Consider the following 16723-nt stretch of genomic DNA (forward strand, 5'->3'; position numbering starts at 1 on the left):
TCTTTCCGCGCGCCATTCTTCCGCGAGTGAGTCCCATGTCCGCTGCCACTGCCCTGCGCGTCGAGGATGCCGCCGCGCGCCCTCACGATGCCGGCCTCGCCATCACCCTGCGCGGTCTCGCGAAAAGCTTCGACGGGGGCGCCCCGGTCATCCACGGCCTCGACCTCCACATCCCCGCCGGCCAGTTCGTCGCCGTGGTCGGCCGCTCCGGCTGCGGCAAGAGCACCCTGCTGCGCCTCATCCTCGGTCTCGAGGAGCCGAGCGCCGGCCGCGTCACCGTCAACGGCGGTGCCGGAAACGGCGCGGCCCAATCCAAGAAAATCATGTTCCAGGAGCCGCGGCTGCTGCCCTGGGCACGCGTCGCCGACAACGTCGCGGTCGGGCTCGGGCGCGAGATCGGCCGTGCCGAGCGGCGCAAGCGAGCGCTCGCCGTCCTCGACGAAGTCGGGCTGGCGGAGAAGGCCGGCAACTGGCCCGCGACCTTGTCCGGCGGCCAGCGCCAGCGGGTGGCGCTCGCCCGCGCCCTGGTGAGCCGCCCGGCGCTGCTGGCGCTCGACGAGCCGCTGGGTGCGCTCGACGCGCTCACCCGCATCGAGATGCAGGCGATGATCGAGCGGATCTGGGAGGCCCAAGGCTTCACCGCGATCCTCGTCACCCACGATGTCGGCGAGGCGGTCGCGATGGCCGACCGCATCCTCGTGGTCGAGGAGGGCGCCATCGCCCTCGACGTTGCGGTCGATGTGCCGCGCCCGCGCCGCCGCGGCGACCCGGCGCTGGCCGAACTCGAAGGCCGCATCCTCGACCGGCTTCTCGGCCACCGCGCCTGACTTTTTTCGATTTTTCGGAGCGTATTCCATGACCATCCAGACCGACGGCAAGACCGACGTTCTCTGGTTCCTGCCTACCCACGGCGACGGCCGTTATCTCGGCGCCTCGGAAGGCGCCCGCGACGTCTCGCTGCCCTATCTCCGTCAGATCGCCCAGGCCGCGGACGACCTTGGCTATTACGGCGTGCTGCTGCCGACCGGGCGCTCCTGCGAGGATTCCTGGGTCGTCGCCTCGGCGCTCGCCCCGCTCACGCAGCGCCTGCGCTTCCTCGTCGCCGTGCGCCCCGGCCTGCAGGAGCCGTCGATGGCCGCGCGCATGGCCGCGACGCTGGACCGGATTTCGGACGGGCGCCTGCTCATCAACGTCGTCACCGGGGGTGATCCGGTGGAGCTCAAGGGCGACGGCGTCTTCCTCGACCACGACGAGCGCTACGTCGTCACCGACGAGTTCCTGCATATCTGGCGCGGGCTGATGGCCGGCGAGACCGTGAACTTCGAGGGCAAGCACCTGCGCTCCGAGAACGGCCGGGTGATCTTCCGCCCCGTCCAGGCACCCTATCCGCCGCTCTATTTCGGTGGCTCCTCGCCCGCCGGGATCGAGGTCGCGGCCGAGCATTGCGAGGTCTACCTCACCTGGGGCGAGCCCCCGGCCGGTGTCGCCGAGAAGATCGCCAAGGCCCGCGAGGCCGCCGAGCGGAAAGGCAAAACCTTCTCCTACGGCATCCGCCTGCACGTCATCGTGCGCGAGACCGAGAGCGAGGCCTGGGAGGCGGCGGACCGGCTGATCTCGCGGCTCGACGACGCCACCATCGCCCAGGCGCAGGCGACCCTGAAGCGCCAGGATTCCGTCGGCCAGAGCCGGATGATGGCGCTGCACGGCGGCGACCGGAACAAGCTCGTGGTCTCGCCCAACCTCTGGGCCGGCGTCGGCCTCGTCCGCGGTGGGGCGGGCACGGCTCTGGTGGGCTCGGCCGATCAGGTCGCCGACCGGATGAAGGAGTACATCGATCTCGGCATCGACCGCTTCATCCTCTCCGGCTACCCGCATCTGGAGGAGGCCTACCGCTTCGCCGAACTGGTCTTCCCGAAGCTCCCCCTGCGCGCCACCACCGGCACAGCCCCGAGCACGGCCCGCAACAACGGTCCGTTCGGCGAGGTCATCGCCAACGACATCGTGCCGACCCGCCGCGTCAGCGCCCACTGATCGGGGATTTTTAGTCCGATGCTTACCCGCACCCGCGCCGTTCCCGCATCCTCGCTGCTGCCGCGCCTGTGGCTGGCGCTGGCCGCGCTGATCTTCGTCAGCCTGACGCTGGCGGCACACGCGCAGGAGCGCACGGTGCGGATCGGCTACCAGAAATACGGCACGCTGGTCCTGCTCAAGGGCCGCGGCAGCCTGGAGCCGAAGCTGAAGGCGCTGGGCTACCGGGTGCAGTGGTCGGAGTTTCCCTCGGGCCCGCCGCTGATGGAAGCGCTGAATGCGGGCGCGGTCGATTTCGGCTCGGCGGGCGAGACCCCGCCGATCTTCGCCCAGGCCGCGAGCGACGTGCTCGCTTACGTCGCCCACGAGCCCGCCGCGCCGAAGGGCGAGGCGATCCTGGTTCCGAAATCCAGTGCCGTGCAATCGGTGGCCGATCTGCGCGGCAAGAAGGTCGCGCTGAACAAGGGCTCGAACGTCCATTACCTGCTGGTGCGCGCCATCGAGGCGGCGGGGCTGACGCTCGCCGACATCACCCCGGTCTACCTCGCGCCCGCCGATGCGCGGGCGGCGTTCGAGCGCGGCGCGGTCGATGCCTGGGTGATCTGGGACCCATACTTCGCGGCGGCCGAAGCCGGCGGCAACGCCCGGGTGCTGGTCGACGGCACCGGCCTCGTGCCGAACCACCAGTTCTATCTCTCCTCCAAGTCCTTCGCCGCCGAGAACGGCCCGGCGCTCGACGCCATCGTCGCGGCGGTGGCCGAGGTCGATGCCTGGGCCAAGGACAACACCGATGCGGTGGCCAAGGAGCTGAGCCCCTCCGTCGGCATCCCGGCGCCGATCCTGAGCATCGCCCTCAAGCGCCAGACCTACGGCATCCGCCCCCTCGACGAGGCGGTGACGAAGGAGCAGCAGCGCATCGCCGACACCTTCCACGGGCTCAAGCTCGTGCCGAAGACGGTCGACATCGCCGGCGCCGTGCGCAAGCCCGGAAGCTGATTCCTCTTCCCCAACCGGCCCCTCGCCGCAGCTCTGGCCTCCCTCCTTGCGGGGAGGCGTCCGTCCCGTTTGCGTCCTCTAAAAAAACGAAAAGCCCTCATGAACCGCCGGTCCGCCGCCCGCCTCGTCCTCGCCGGCCTGACGCTGAGTCTCGCCCTCGGTCGCAACCCGGCCGCGGCGGAGGAATCCACCCTGCGCATCGGCTACCAGCGTTCGTCGGCGCTGATCTCGCTGCTGCGCGAGGACGCGACCCTGGAAACGGCCCTGAAGCCGCTCGGCGTCACCGTGTCCTGGCACGAATTCACCAGCGGCCTGCCGATCATGGAGGCGCTGAATGTCGGCCGCATCGATGTCTCGGCGGACGTCGCCGACACCGTGCCGGTCTTCGCGCAGGCGGCGAACGCCAAGATCACCTACATCGCGCAGGAGGCGGCCTCGCCGGAGGCGCAGGCGATCCTGGTACCGGGCGATTCCCCGCTGAAGACGGTCGCCGACCTCAAGGGGCGCAAGGTCGCGGTCACCAAGGGCGCCGGCAGCCACTACCTGCTGCTCGCCGCGCTGAAGGCGGAGGGGCTGCCCTTCAAGAGCATCACTCCGGCCTACCTCACCCCGGCCGACGGGCGCAGCGCGCTTTCCGGCGGCAGCGTCGATGCCTGGGTGGCGTGGGACCCGTTCCTCTCCGCCGCGCAGATCCAGGCGGGTGCACGCATCCTGCGGGACGGCACCGGGCTCTCGGCCTACAAGCGCTACTATCTCGCCTCCGACGCCTACGCCGAAAAGCGCGCCGACGTGCTGACCCTGCTCGTCACCAAGCTGCGCGAGGCCGGGACTTGGGTGAAAGCCAACCCGGACGCCGCCGCCACGCGGCTGGGCGCCCTTTGGAAGATCGAGCCCGAGATCGTCAAACAGGCCAATGCCCGCCGCTCCTACCGGGTCGAGCCGGTGAACCGCGAAGGGTTGGCGGAGCAGCAGACCATCGCCGACGCCTTCCGCGCCGAGGGCCTGTTGCCGCGCGCCGTGGATGCGTCCGCGCTGCCGGTCTGGGAATTGCCGTCACGCTGACCCGAGGGGGTTTCACGCTAAGGGATCGAACACGATGACCCGTCAGGCGAGTCTGCCCCCCATCGCGGTGATCGGCGCGGGGTTCAGCGGCACCATGGCCGCACTCCAGCTTCTCGAAGCCCTGCCGCCGGAGCAGCCGGTGCTGCTGTGCGAGCGCGGAGGCAGCTTCGCCCGCGGGCTCGCCTACGGCACCGGCAACCCGGCCCACCTCCTCAACGTGCGCGCCGCCAACATGAGCGCCTTTCCCGACCGGCCGGGCCATTTCGAGGAGTGGCTCTCCGGCGCCGATCTCGGCGGGGGCGTCGTGACGACGTCGGCCGGCACCTTCGTGGCGCGGGGCCATTACGGCAGCTATCTCACCGACCTGCTGACCGCGGCCGTCACCGGGCCGGGGGTGCCGCGCCTTCGCCTCGTCAACGACGCGGTGGTCGATCTGGAGCCGCGGGCCGGCGGCTTCCTGCTGCGCACCGAGGGTGGGCAGACCCACCGGGTCGCCGGCGCCGTGCTCGCCATGGGCAATCTGGCCTCGGCGGCGCCCAAGAGCCGGCATAGCCTCGACCCCTGGGCCCCGGACAGCTTCGGCCGCCTGCACCCGCACGCGCCGGTCCTCATCGTCGGAACCGGCCTCACCATGCTCGACGCGGTGGCGAGCCTGCGGGCACAGGGCTTTACCGGCGCGATCCTCGCCCTGTCGCGCCGCGGCCTGCTGCCGAACGCCCACGCCCCCGCCGACCTCTGGCCCATGCCGGACCTGAGGCCAGCCGACTTCGCCTCCCTGAGGCGGCTCCTCGCCCGCATCCGCTCGGACGTCGCGCGGGCCGCGGAACGGGGCGTCGGCTGGCACGGCGTCATCGACGCCCTGCGTCCGCTCACCGACACGATCTGGCGCAGCCTGCCGCCGCGGGAGCAGGCCCGGTTCCAGCGCCACCTGCGGCCGTTCTGGGATGTGCACCGCCACCGCACCGCCCCGCCCGCCGCGCAGACCATCGCCGACGAGATCGCCCGCGGCGCCCTCACGGTGCGGGCGGGGCGCCTGATCGCGATCGAGGACGAGGCGTCGCAGGCGGTGGTGACGCTGCGCCTGCGCGGGGCCGAGCGCCCGGAGCGCCTCGCGGTTCAGGCGATGATCGACGCCACTGGCTTCGGCCATCTCCCGCAGAGCCGCGACCCGCTGCTGCGGCGGCTGCTCGATCGGGGCCTCGTGCGTCCCGGCCCGTTCGGCCTCGGTCTCGACGCGGGGGTGGATTACCGGGCGGTCCGCACCGCGGCGGGGGAGGGCGGGGGACCGCTCTGGATCCTCGGGCCGCTCCTGCGCGGCGTCCTGTGGGAATGCACCGCGGTGCCCGACATCCGCAATGAGGCGGCGGAACTGGCCGGCCTCGTCGCCGCCACCCTCGACCGCGCCGCCGCGGCGTAGCACCCCCTCATCCCAATCGTCCGGAGCGTTGCCTCGAAGCGGCGGAGAGCCTTGCCTCTCCGCCGCTTCACGCATTCGTGAGGTAGGGCCCAACGCCCGTCCGATCGCCCGGCTCCCCCTCGCTCTGGCCGCAAACCGTTGGCCAACCTGCGGTTTCATACGGATCGGACGCCACCTTTCGCACGCCGGCTCACAATTCGGAATCGTTCTAAAGAGCTTGCTCCAAGTTTGGACTTGTTCTAATCAAGGGTGGTGACGGCGGGACGTGCAGGGCCGAACGGCCCCGACGGAAGACCCGCCAACGAGCAACGATCGAACGATAACCGGAGAGAGATCATGGCCACCTCGAGCAACGCCGCCTGCCAGAGCTGCCGCTTCTTCGACGACCACAAGACCAACGGCGCCCAGGCCGCGGGCGACCAGGGCCTGTGCCGCTTCAACCCGCCGGTGAGCCAGCCCGACCCGCAGAGCCAGGGCCTGTGGCCGGTCGTCGCTTCCAAGGATTGGTGCGGCCACTTCACCGCCGATCTCGCTCCGGCCGAGTAAGTCGCGACTCAACCGAAGTAGTTCGAAAGGGCCGGTGCCATGTGCACCGGCCCTTTTCGCATGGGGCGTGGGAAGACCGGCAAATTGCGTCGGAACCGCCCCGCGGCGGTCATGATCCGGTCACCTTCCGATTCGATGGCTGCGGCGAAGGGGCAACGGTCCGTGCGCGGGCGGCCCAATCGTCAGGATGAACGGTGCGGCCCGCACTCGCTGCCGCGCCCGAGTGGGGATGTTTTTGCATGATCTTCGGACCGATCGGTGCGCGCGCGCCTTTCCTCCGCACCGGCCGCGTCGCGGCCCTCGCCGCCGGCCTCGCCGTCCTGGGCGGCCTGTCGGTGGCTCCCGCCTCGGCCGCGGCGCCCCAGCATGACCCCAGCGGCACCTGGCTGACGCAGGACGGCAAGGCGCGCATCCGCGTCGAGAAGTGCGGCCCGCAGGAGAAGAACCTGTGCGGCTACGCGGTGTGGCTGAAGACGCCGCTCAACGACGAGGGCAAGCCGCGGGTCGATTTCCGTAACCCCGATGCGAAGAAGCGCACCCGCGCCTCGCTCGGGCATCAGCTCATCCTCGGCCTCAAGCTGAACGAGGATGCCCATTACGAGGGCAAGATCTACAACGCCGAGGACGGCAAGTTCTACGACGTCACGGTCTGGTCGGACGAGCCGGAGGAACTGACGGTCAAGGGCTGCCTGATCGCCTTCCTGTGCCAGTCGCAGACTTGGAAGAAGGTGACGGACACCCAACCCGGCCAGCTCACCGGCCCGACCAACGGCCCGAACGGGCCCCGCGCCGACGCCGAATGGGCTCCGAAATCCGCCCCCGGCACGGCCGCCAACGCGCCCGCCGCCACCGGCAGCGCAGGCGCCGCGACGAAGTCCGCGCCGAAGCCCGCCGCACCCAAGACTCCGGCGCCGGCCCCGGCGCAGTAACCGGCCCACACGGAACGGGTCACACGACCCCTGCGGCACGCATGCCGGATGAGGCGAAAGCCCCATCCGGCATGCCGCGTGATGACGGATCGCCTTCGGCCCCCGCGAAACCCGCTCAGGTCGTCGGGGTCGCCACCCGCTGGCGCAGACCCGCGATCACCGCCTTCAGCATCTCGGCGCTCGCCTCCTCCGTGAAGCCGCCGGGCGCGCGCGCGGCGTAGATCCGCTCATGCACGAAGGCGAGCTTGGCGATCACCGACGGCGTCAGCGTGAACGGATAGAGCGGCGGCTGCCCCATGGAGCGGCTGAGCGAGTTCACCGCGTAGGTGAGCGGGATCCACGCCTCGACCACCCGCTCGAAGTCCGGCGTCTCGTACGGATCGAAATCGATGCAGGTGGCCGGTACCGCCGGCTCCGCCTTGGCCCGCAGCTTCGGCTTCAGGCGGATCTCGAAGGCGCTGCCGGTCTCCAGCGTGTCGATGATGTGCAGGTAGTGGGCGAAGGTCTCGGCGAAGTCCTCCCACGGATGGGCGGTCGCGTAGGACGAGACGAACGATTCCTCCCAATGCGGCGGCGGCCCCTCGGCATGATGGCGCTTGAGCGCGGCCCCGTAATCGGCGCTCTCGTCGCCGAACAGGGCGCGGAAGGTCGGCAGGCTCGCGTCGAAGCGCACCATCAGGTTCCAGAAGTAATGCCCGATCTCGTGGCGGAAATGGCCGAGCAGGGTGCGGTAATACTCGCCGAACAGCTTGCGGCGGCGCTCCCGCTCGACGTCGTCGGCCTCGGCGATGGACAGGGTGATGAGCCCGTCGAGATGGCCGGTCATCACCGGCGGTCCGGCGGATTCGGCCAGAAAATCGAAGGCGAGCCCGTCGGAATATTGCTCCCGCGTCACCAGCGGAAGGTCGAGGCGCAGGAGCGAGTAGAACAACCGGTGCTTGGCCGCCTCGATCCGGCGCCAGCGGTCGAGATTGGTCCCGACGCCCAGGTCCGGCACCATCCGGTTGTGGCGGCAGGCGACGCAGAAGGCCTCGTCGGATTCCTCCGGCACCATCCAGTTGCAGGCGTCATGGGCCGCGTTGGCGCAGAGGCGGTACTTGCGGCCGGGATGGGCGTAGGCCCGGAACAGCGGCCCGCGCCCATCTTCGCCGCTGGGCTCCAGCGCCGAGATCTCGTGCCGGTCGCAGACATAGCCGAGCCGCCGTTCGCAGCTCTCGCAGACGGTGCTCTCGAACGACAGCGGCTGGTCGCAGGCTTGGCACTGGAAGATTTTCATGGGAGGCCCCCGCTTCGGCCGTCGCGGGATCCCTACAAGAACCGGGCCGCAGCCTCGCTCCCGCGGCCTTCCGCATCAACCAAGGGTGTGAGCCGGACGAAGTTCCATGCCGGGCAACGGCCACTGCACGGTTCTTGCTATTCCGATTGCTCCTTCCGGCCGCCCGAACTGTAGTAAGGCATGCAACCGGCGGCCGAGCGCACCGCCCGCTCGTTCGAGACAATCGCAGAAGCCTTCGGAGCCTCCGTGTCGATCCAAGCCGCCCTGCACCACGTCACGCATTACCGCTACGACCGGCCGATCGCGCTGGGACCGCAGACGATCCGGCTCCGCCCGGCGCCGCATGCGCGAACCCGGGTGCCGGCCTACGCGCTGAAGGTCAGCCCGGAAAACCACTTCATCAACTGGCAGCAGGATCCGGCCGGCAACTGGCTCGCCCGGCTCGTCTTCCCGGAGAAGACCACGGAGCTGCGCATCGAGGTCGATCTCACCGCCGACCTCGCGGTCATCAACCCGTTCGACTTCTTCGTCGAGCCCTACGCCGAGCGCCATCCCTTCGAGTACGAGCCCGATCTGAAGGTCGCGCTGGCGCCCTACCTCGTTCTCGATGACGCGCACGGGCCGGAGATCGACGCCTTCCTCACGCGCATTCCCGAGGAGACCCACACGGTCACCTTCCTCGTGGCACTCAACGCGCTGCTGCGGGCGGAGGTGAATTACGGCGTGCGCATGGAGCCCGGCGTGCAGACGCCCGCCGAGACGCTCACCCTGCAGAGCGGTTCGTGCCGCGATTCCGCGTGGCTGCTGGTGCAGGTGCTGCGCCGGCTCGGCTTTGCCGCCCGCTTCGTCTCGGGCTACCTGATCCAGCTCGTGCCCGACACCACCGCCGTGGACGGGCCGGCCGGCACCAAGACCGACTTCACCGACCTGCACGCCTGGGCCGAGGTCTACCTGCCCGGCGCCGGCTGGATCGGCTTCGACGCCACCTCCGGCCTGCTCACGGGCGAGGGGCACATCCCGCTTGTGGCCACCGCGCATTACAACGCCGCCGCGCCGATCTCGGGGCTCGCCGAACCGGCCAAGGTCGAGTTCGCCTACGAGATGACGATCAGCCGCGTCGCCGAGGCGCCGCGCATCACCAAGCCCTTCTCGGACGAGGTCTGGACCTCGATGGACGCGCTCGGCGAGCGCATCGACGCGGATCTCGCCGAGCAGGACGTGCGCCTGACCATGGGCGGCGAGCCGACCTTCGTCTCGGTGGATGACTTCGAATCCCCCGAATGGAACGTCGCCGCCGTGGGGCCGACCAAGCGGGGCTTGGCCGACCAACTGATCCGCCGCCTGCGGGACCGCTTCGCGCCCGGCGGCATACTGCATTATGGCCAGGGCAAGTGGTATCCCGGCGAGAGCCTGCCGCGCTGGGCCTTCGCCCTATACTGGCGCAAGGACGGCGTGCCGATCTGGAAGAACGCCGACCTGATCGCCGTCGAGGATGGTCCGAAGACCGCCACCATCACGGATGCCGAGCGACTGATCGGCACGCTCGCCGAGCGGCTCGAACTCGCCCGCTTCGTCTTCCCGGCCTACGAGGACGCCGATTACTGGCGGATCCGCGAGAGCGAGCTGCCGGTCAACGTCACGACCGCGGAACCGCAAACCGGCAGCCCGGAGACCGATGCCCGGTTCAGGCGCGTGTTCGGGCGCGGCCTCGACAAGCCCGTCGGCTACGTGCTGCCGCTGGCCAACCTCGCGGCGGGGGAGGGCCGTGTCTGGATCTCGGAGACTTGGAAGTTCCGCCGCGGCGGCGCCTACCTGAACCCCGGCGACTCGCCGCTCGGCTTCCGCCTGCCGCTCGGCTCGCTGCCCTATGTGCCGCCGGATTCCTACCCCTACTACCATCCGCAGGATCCGCTCGACGCGCGCGGCGACCTGCCCGTCGAACCGGGCGGCCCCCGCGACGCTCCCCTGCCGAAGGGCGCCGACCGGGCCAACGGCGCCGGCATGGAGGGCGTGGCCGTGCGGACTGCGCTGTCGGTCGAGCCCCGCGACGGTGTGCTCTGCGTGTTCATGCCGCCCGTGGAGCGGGCCGACGACTACATCGACCTCGTCGGACATCTCGAACGCGTCGCCGAGACCATCGGCCAGCCGATCCATATCGAGGGCTACGAGCCGCCCTACGATCCGCGTCTCCCGGTCATCAAGGTCACGCCCGATCCCGGCGTGATCGAGGTCAACGTCCACCCCGCCGCCTCCTGGCGCGAGGCGGTCGACATCACCCGTGGCCTCTACGAGGAGGCCCGGCAGACGCGCCTGGGCGCCGAGAAGTTCATGATCGACGGGCGCCACACCGGCACCGGCGGGGGCAACCACGTCGTGCTCGGCGGTGCCACCCCGTCCGACTCGCCGTTCCTGCGCCGGCCGGACCTCTTGAAGAGCCTCGTGCTGTTCTGGCAGCGGCATCCATGCCTGTCCTACCTGTTCGCCGGGCTCTATGTCGGCCCGACGAGCCAGGCGCCGCGCATGGACGAGGCGCGCCATGACGGGCTCTACGAATTGGAGATCGCGCTGGCGCAGGTGCCGGAGCCGGATGGGGCCAACATCCCGCACTGGCTGGTGGACCGGCTGTTCCGCAACATCCTCGCCGACGTCACCGGCAACACCCATCGCGCCGAGATCTGCATCGACAAGCTGTTCTCGCCCGACGGCGCCACAGGCCGCCTCGGCCTGCTCGAATTCCGCTCCTTCGAGATGCCGCCGGACGCGCGCATGAGCCTCGCGCAGCAGGTGCTGTTGCGGGCCATCGTGGCGTGGCTCTGGCGCGAGCCGCAGACCGGCGGCTGTGTCCGCTGGGGCACGGCCCTGCACGATCGCTTCATGCTGCCGCATTTCCTCTGGGCGGACTTCCTCTCCGTGCTGGAAGACCTGCGCGGCGGCGGCTACGACTTCGACCCTCAGGCCTTCGCGGCGCAAGCCGAGTTCCGCTTTCCCGTCTTCGGCCGGGTGGAGCAGGGCGGCGTCGGCCTCGAACTGCGCCAAGCACTGGAGCCGTGGCACGTGCTGGGCGAAGAAGGGTCCGCCGGGGGAACCGTGCGCTTCGTGGACGCATCCGTCGAACGGCTTCAGGTGAAGGTCGAGGGCTTCGTCCCCGGCCGGCATGTGATCGCCTGCAATGGCCGCCGCCTGCCGATGACGCCGACCGGCGCCAGCGGCGAGGCGGTCGCGGGCCTGCGCTTCAAGGCGTGGCAGCCGGCCTCCTCGATGCACCCGACGATCCCGCCGCACGGGCCGCTGACCTTCGACATCTTCGATGCCTGGAGTGGCCGCTCGATCGGCGGCTGCCGCTACCATGTCAGCCATCCGGGCGGGCGCAACTACGACAGCTTCCCCGTCAACGCCTACGAGGCGGAGGGGCGCCGCCTCGCCCGGTTCGAGGCCATGGGCCACACCCCCGGCCGCCTCGCGATGCCGGCCGAGGAGCGCACGGGTGACTTCCCCCTGACCCTCGACCTGCGTACGCCCGCACCCCGATGAGCGCATCGGCCGCCCTCGCGGACGGGCCACCGCCCGACGCCTCCGCCTGGGCGGCCGACGACCCGGCCGCGCGCATGCGCCGCTGGACGGAGGGCTACGCGCCCCGCCCCGGCCTCGCCGACGAGCTGGTCGATGCGGGGGGCAACCTGCGCGGCGGCTGGCCGCGCTTTCTCGAGCGTCTCGCCCGGCTCGACGACCGCGAGGTCGCCGCCCGCTTCCTCTCCGCCGAGCGGCATATCCGCGACGCGGGCATCTCCTACCGGGTCTACGGCGACGGGCGCGAGCATCCCTGGCCGCTGGGCTCGCTGCCGCTCGTCATCGACGCCACCGACTGGGCGGAATTGTCGGCCGGGATCGTCCAGCGCGCCGGCCTGATGGAGCGCATCGTCGCCGACATCTACGGCGCGGGCCGGCTCGTCGCGGACGGGTTTCTGCCGGCGGGCGTGGTCGCGGGGCATCCCGAATATCTCCGGCCCGTCCACGGCATCGCCCCGCCCGGCGGGCGCTGGCTGCCGATCTACGCCGCCGATGTCGGCCGCGGCCCCGACGGGCGCTGGCAGGTTCTGGCCGACCGCACCCAGGCGCCCTCCGGCCTCGGCTACGCGCTGGAGAACCGGATGGTGCTCGCCCGCGCCTTCCCGGACCTGTTCGCCGACCTCCATGTCGAGCGCCTGCCCGGCTTCTTCCAGGCGTTCCGCGCCGGATTGGCCGCCTCCTGCGCCCGCAGCGACCCGCGCATCTGCCTTCTCACCTCGGGGCCCTACAGCAGCACCTATGTCGAGCAGGCCGCGCTCGCGCGCTATCTCGGCTTCCTGCTGGTGGAGGGCGACGACCTCGTGGTGCGGGACGGACTCCTCCATGTCCGGACCATCGCCGGGCTCAAGCGCACCGACGCGGTCTGGCGCCGGATCGATGCCGACTATCTCGATCCGATGGAGCTGCGCTCGGATTCGCGCCTCGGCGTGCCCGGCATCCTCCAGGTGCTACGTCGGGGCGGCGCCGTAGTCGGCAACATGCCGGGCTCCGGCGTGCTCGAGTCGGCCGCGCTCGGGCCGTACCTGCCGGCCATCGCCCGGCGGCTCACCGGCGAGGAATTGCGGCTCACGGGGCCTCGCACATGGTGGTGCGGCGATCCGGACGGGCTCGACCACGCGCTGGCCAACCTCGACCGTCTGACGCTGCGCGCCGCCGCGACCCCGGTGCGCGGCCCGGAGCGCGACGCGATGCTGGCCGGCCCGGCGCTCGACGCCGCCCGCGCCCGCGCCGTCGCGTCCCTGCGCGAGCGGCCGTTCGACTGGGTGGCGCAGGAGCCCACGCCGCTCTCGACCATGCCCGCGTGGCAGGACGGGCGGCTCGTCGCACGTCCCTTCGTCATGCGCGTCTTCGCCGCCGCCACGCCCGACGGATGGCGCGTGCTGCCGAGCGCCTTCTGCCGCGTCGCCGAGCACGAGGGTGGCGACCCGAGCGAGATGCGCGCCGGCATCCGCTCCGCCGACGTCTGGGTCCTGTCCGACACGCCCGTCGACACCCCGGGCCTGGTGCACACGAGCGCGCCGCGCATCCGCCGCATCGCCGGCCATCTGCCGTCACGGGCCGCCGACAACCTGTTCTGGTTCGGGCGCTACCTCGAGCGCGCGGAAGCGGTGATCCGCCTCGTCCAGGCCCATCTCGGCGTGTTCAGCGAGGCGATCGCCGCCGACGCCTCCGGCGAGGAGGGCGCGCCGACGGCGCTCGCCATCCGCGCGCTGCTCAAGGATTGGGGCGCGGTGAGCGCGGTCGATCTCCCGCCCGCGGCCGTGGCCGGGGAGGCGCTCTCCGGCAAGACGCTTCACGGCTCGGGCCTCGCCCATGTGCTGGAGGCCCGGCGCATCGCCGCCTCCCTGCGCGAGCGGCTGCCGGCCGAATCCTGGCGGGCTCTGGCCGATTTGCGCGACACCCTGGCCTATACGGAAGCCTGGGCGCCGACCGAGGCGCAGCTCTTCGGCAAGGCCGAGCGGGCGCTCGGCCATCTCGCCGCGCTCACCGGCCTGATCCACGAGAATATGGGCCACGCCGCCGGCTGGCGCTTCGCCGATATGGGCCGGCGCGTCGAGCGGGCGATCAACACCTGCGGCTTCGCGCTCCGCTTCTGCAGCCCGGACGCCGGTGCCGAGGATCTCGGCGTGATGCTCTCGCTCGCCGATTCGCAGATCGCCTACGGGGCGCGCTACCTCGTGGGCGTGAGCCGCGACGCGGTCTGCGACATGGCGGTGCTCGATCCCAACAATCCCCGTTCCGTCGCCTACCAGCTCCAGGCGATGGTGGCCCATCTCGACGCCCTGCCGGCGCTCGCCGCCGACGGGCTGCCCGAGCCACACCGCCGCCGGGCGCTGGCGCTGGCGGTCACGCTCCAGACGGCGGAGGCCGCCGCGCTCGACGCCGAGACCCTGGAGCGGTTCGAGGCGGACCTGGAAGGCCTCGCCGACGGGATCGCCGGCCGCTATTTCCCCAACGGCCCCGATGCCCTGCGGCCCGAGAAGCTCACGGGTCTCGCTTGATCTACAGCCTGCGTCACCTGACGACCTACCGCTATGCGCGGGCCGTCCGCTTCGCGCGCTGCAACCTGCGCCTTCGCCCTCGCGACGGCGAGGGGCAGCGGGTGCTGGAGAGCGCGCTTCACGTCACACCCACGCCGACCAGCCGTCTCGCGCGGCGCGACTTCTTCGGTCTCGACACGCTGACCCTGACCCTCGACGAGCCCCACCGCGAATTCACGGTCGAGGCGGTCTCCCGCGTCGCCGTGGAGCGTCCGGCTCCGCCGCCGCCCGAGTCGGGCCTGCCCTGGGAGGCCGTGTGTGCGGCGGCCTTGGCGCTGCCCTCGCTCGGGCCGGACGGGCCGGCGCATTTCCAGTTCCGCAGCCAGCGGGTGCCGCTCGAACCGGCGGTGACGGACTATGCCCGCGCCAGCTTCCCGCCGGGGCGCAGCGCCTATGGCGGCGCGGTCGAGCTGATGCAGCGCATCCGCGACGACTTCCGTTTCGACGCCAAGGCGACCACAGTCTCGACGCCGCTGGCGGAAGCCTTCGCCCTGAGGGCGGGCGTGTGCCAGGACTTCACCCATGTCATGATCGCCGGTCTGCGCGGGCTCGGCCTGCCGGCGGCCTATGTCAGCGGCTACCTGCGCACCCGGCCGCCGGCGGGGCGCCCGCGCCTGCGCGGGGCGGATGCCAGCCACGCCTGGGTCGCCCTCTGGTGCGGGCCCGAGACGGGCGCGGGGGAAGGTGGCTGGATCGGCCTCGACCCGACCAATGCCTGCGTCGTGCGCGACGACCACATCGTCGTGGCGCGTGGACGCGATTACGCCGACGTCGCCCCCATCGATGGCATGGTCGCCTCCGCCGGGGAGCAGAAGCTCACCGTCGAGGTCGATGTGATCCCCGAGGACGAGGCGGCCTGAGGGCCGCGCGCGATCAACCGGCGACCCTGGCGTCCCATCCCGCCATCGTCAGACGGGCGACCGCCTCCAGCTCGGCTCGGCTCGCGCCGTCGCGGGCCTGAAGCGACATCCCACCCTGCACAGTCATGACGAAGCGGGCGAGGGCGGGGAGATCGACCGCGGCACCGAATTCGCCCTCCGCCGCCGCGCGGCTGAGCCGCGCCACGACGCGCTCGAATCCGAGGGCGCGCGCGGCCCGCACGCAGGCGCCGAGCTCCGCATGGCCCTCGCCGCCGACGGCCGAGAGCGTCACCATGCAGCCGCGCGGCGCCTCGGGCGCGCAGACCTGCGTCAGGGCGGCGGCCGTGTCCATCAGCAGGGATTCGACGGCCGCGCGCGCGGTCGGGGCCGCATCGAAGTTGCCCCAGACATGCGCCCCGTATCGCTCGCGGTAGTGGCGCAGGGCCTCCGTGTAGAGCCCCTCCTTCGAGCCGAACGCCGCGTAGAGGCTCGGCGAGCCGATCCCCATTGCCGCGGTCAGGTCGGAGATGGAGGTGGCCGCAAAGCCCTTGCGCCAGAACAGATGCATTGCCTGGGTCAGCGCCGCGTCCCGGTCGAAGGCACGCGGCCGGCCGCGGCCACGCGTTGGGCCGCAGCTCAGCGGGGAAGGGCCGGGTTCAGAATTCTGCATCGATCGTTCTATAATTCGCTTGACCGCGATCGGCAACGCTCGTAGCCAATTCTGTGTCGTTCGATACAGAAAGATCAATCGATGAGTGAACTGGCAGGCAAGCGCGCCCTCGTAACCGGCGCCTCCCGCGGGATCGGCGCCGCCATCGCCCTGGCGCTGGCGGAGCGGGGTGCGGACGTCGCGATCACCTACGAGCGCTCGGCCGAGCGAGCGGCGGACGTCGTGCGTGCGATTGAGGGACAGGGCCGGCGCGGCCTCGCCATCCAGGCCGATAGTGCCGATGCGGCAGCGGTGAAGCGCTCGGTCGATGCGGCCGCGGCGGAACTCGGCGGGCTCGACATCCTCGTGAACAATGCCGGCATCGCCCGTGGCGGCCCGGTGACGGAGATGTCTTTGGCCGATATCGACGCGCTGCTGGCCGTGAACATTCGCTCCGTGGTGCTGGCCTCGCAGGCGGCGATCCCGCATCTCGGGGAGGGCGGACGGATCATCTCCATCGGTTCGTGCCTCGGCGAGCGCGTGCCGTTTCCCGGTGTCACGGTCTACTCGATGACGAAGTCCGCGCTGCTCTCGTTCACCCGTGGGCTCGCCCGCGAACTCGGGCCTCAGGGCATCACCGTGAACCTCGTGCAGCCGGGCTCGACCGACACCGACATGAATCCGTCCAACGGCGAACAGTCGGACCTCCAGCGCGCCATGACCGCGCTCGGCCATTACGGCCGGCCGGAGGACATCGCTGCCGCGGTCGCCTTCCTGGCGAGCCCGGCGGCGCGGCAGATCACGGGCACCACCCTCACGGTCGATGGCGGCGCCAACGCCTGACCGGTGCCTG

At 71.2% G+C, this 16723-nt stretch carries 13 protein-coding genes; 11 read left to right on the forward strand and 2 right to left on the reverse strand.

From position 1 onward, the window contains the following. Positions 1 to 35: 35 nt before the first annotated feature. From OVA30_RS13185 to OVA30_RS13215, 7 genes are all read left to right on the forward strand, one after another. Positions 36 to 827, forward strand: a complete 792-nt coding sequence (locus OVA30_RS13185) for an ATP-binding cassette domain-containing protein (protein WP_268175690.1) — start codon at positions 36 to 38, stop codon at positions 825 to 827. A gap of 28 nt (positions 828 to 855) precedes the next feature. Continuing rightward, positions 856 to 2031: an FMNH2-dependent alkanesulfonate monooxygenase gene (gene ssuD / locus OVA30_RS13190; protein WP_003606053.1), complete on the forward strand. Its 1176-nt coding sequence runs from the start codon at positions 856 to 858 to the stop codon at positions 2029 to 2031. A gap of 18 nt (positions 2032 to 2049) precedes the next feature. Next, a complete protein-coding gene (locus OVA30_RS13195) occupies positions 2050 to 3024 on the forward strand; it encodes a sulfonate ABC transporter substrate-binding protein (RefSeq protein ID WP_003606054.1) in 975 nt (324 codons plus the stop codon). Between the two features lie 99 nt (positions 3025 to 3123). Further along, a complete protein-coding gene (locus tag OVA30_RS13200; RefSeq protein ID WP_268175691.1) occupies positions 3124 to 4086 on the forward strand; it encodes an aliphatic sulfonate ABC transporter substrate-binding protein in 963 nt (320 codons plus the stop codon). A gap of 34 nt (positions 4087 to 4120) precedes the next feature. Continuing rightward, positions 4121 to 5503 carry an FAD/NAD(P)-binding protein gene (locus tag OVA30_RS13205; RefSeq protein WP_265221456.1) on the forward strand — a complete coding sequence of 461 codons (1383 nt, stop codon included), beginning with the start codon at positions 4121 to 4123 and terminating at the stop codon, positions 5501 to 5503. Between the two features lie 336 nt (positions 5504 to 5839). After that, positions 5840 to 6049, forward strand: a complete 210-nt coding sequence (locus tag OVA30_RS13210; protein WP_003606058.1) for a hypothetical protein — start codon at positions 5840 to 5842, stop codon at positions 6047 to 6049. A 239-nt stretch (positions 6050 to 6288) separates the two neighbouring features. Continuing rightward, entirely contained in the window at positions 6289 to 6978 is a 690-nt protein-coding gene (locus tag OVA30_RS13215) for a DUF2147 domain-containing protein (protein ID WP_268175692.1), read from the forward strand. 115 nt (positions 6979 to 7093) lie between these two features. Here OVA30_RS13215 and OVA30_RS13220 read toward each other — a convergent pair whose 3' ends face one another. After that, positions 7094 to 8254, reverse strand: coding sequence for a zinc-binding metallopeptidase family protein (locus OVA30_RS13220; protein ID WP_012254664.1), 1161 nt, complete (start codon positions 8252 to 8254; stop codon positions 7094 to 7096). A gap of 180 nt (positions 8255 to 8434) precedes the next feature. Here OVA30_RS13220 and OVA30_RS13225 point away from each other — a divergent pair, with 180 nt between their 5' ends. The 3 genes from OVA30_RS13225 to OVA30_RS13235 are packed head-to-tail and all read left to right on the forward strand — an operon-like array spanning position 8435 to position 15221. Then, positions 8435 to 11785 carry a transglutaminase family protein gene (locus OVA30_RS13225; RefSeq protein ID WP_268175693.1) on the forward strand — a complete coding sequence of 1117 codons (3351 nt, stop codon included), beginning with the start codon at positions 8435 to 8437 and terminating at the stop codon, positions 11783 to 11785. After that, positions 11782 to 14322 carry a circularly permuted type 2 ATP-grasp protein gene (locus OVA30_RS13230; protein WP_268175694.1) on the forward strand — a complete coding sequence of 847 codons (2541 nt, stop codon included), beginning with the start codon at positions 11782 to 11784 and terminating at the stop codon, positions 14320 to 14322. Before OVA30_RS13225 ends, OVA30_RS13230 begins: the two co-directional genes overlap by 4 nt. Beyond that, positions 14319 to 15221, forward strand: coding sequence for a transglutaminase family protein (locus tag OVA30_RS13235; RefSeq protein WP_268175695.1), 903 nt, complete (start codon positions 14319 to 14321; stop codon positions 15219 to 15221). The genes OVA30_RS13230 and OVA30_RS13235 overlap by 4 nt, the downstream gene beginning before the upstream one ends. Before the next feature lie 13 nt (positions 15222 to 15234). Here OVA30_RS13235 and OVA30_RS13240 read toward each other — a convergent pair whose 3' ends face one another. Next, positions 15235 to 15891, reverse strand: coding sequence for a TetR/AcrR family transcriptional regulator (locus tag OVA30_RS13240; RefSeq protein WP_268175696.1), 657 nt, complete (start codon positions 15889 to 15891; stop codon positions 15235 to 15237). Between the two features lie 81 nt (positions 15892 to 15972). On the opposite strand from OVA30_RS13240, the gene OVA30_RS13245 reads away from it, so the two are divergent. Further along, on the forward strand, positions 15973 to 16713 hold the full coding sequence (locus tag OVA30_RS13245; protein WP_012254669.1) for a 3-oxoacyl-ACP reductase family protein: 741 nt from the start codon (positions 15973 to 15975) through the stop codon (positions 16711 to 16713). The last annotated feature ends 10 nt before the right edge of the window (positions 16714 to 16723 follow it).

Source organism: Methylorubrum sp. SL192 (assembly GCF_026672325.1).
GTDB lineage: Bacteria > Pseudomonadota > Alphaproteobacteria > Rhizobiales > Beijerinckiaceae > Methylobacterium > Methylobacterium extorquens.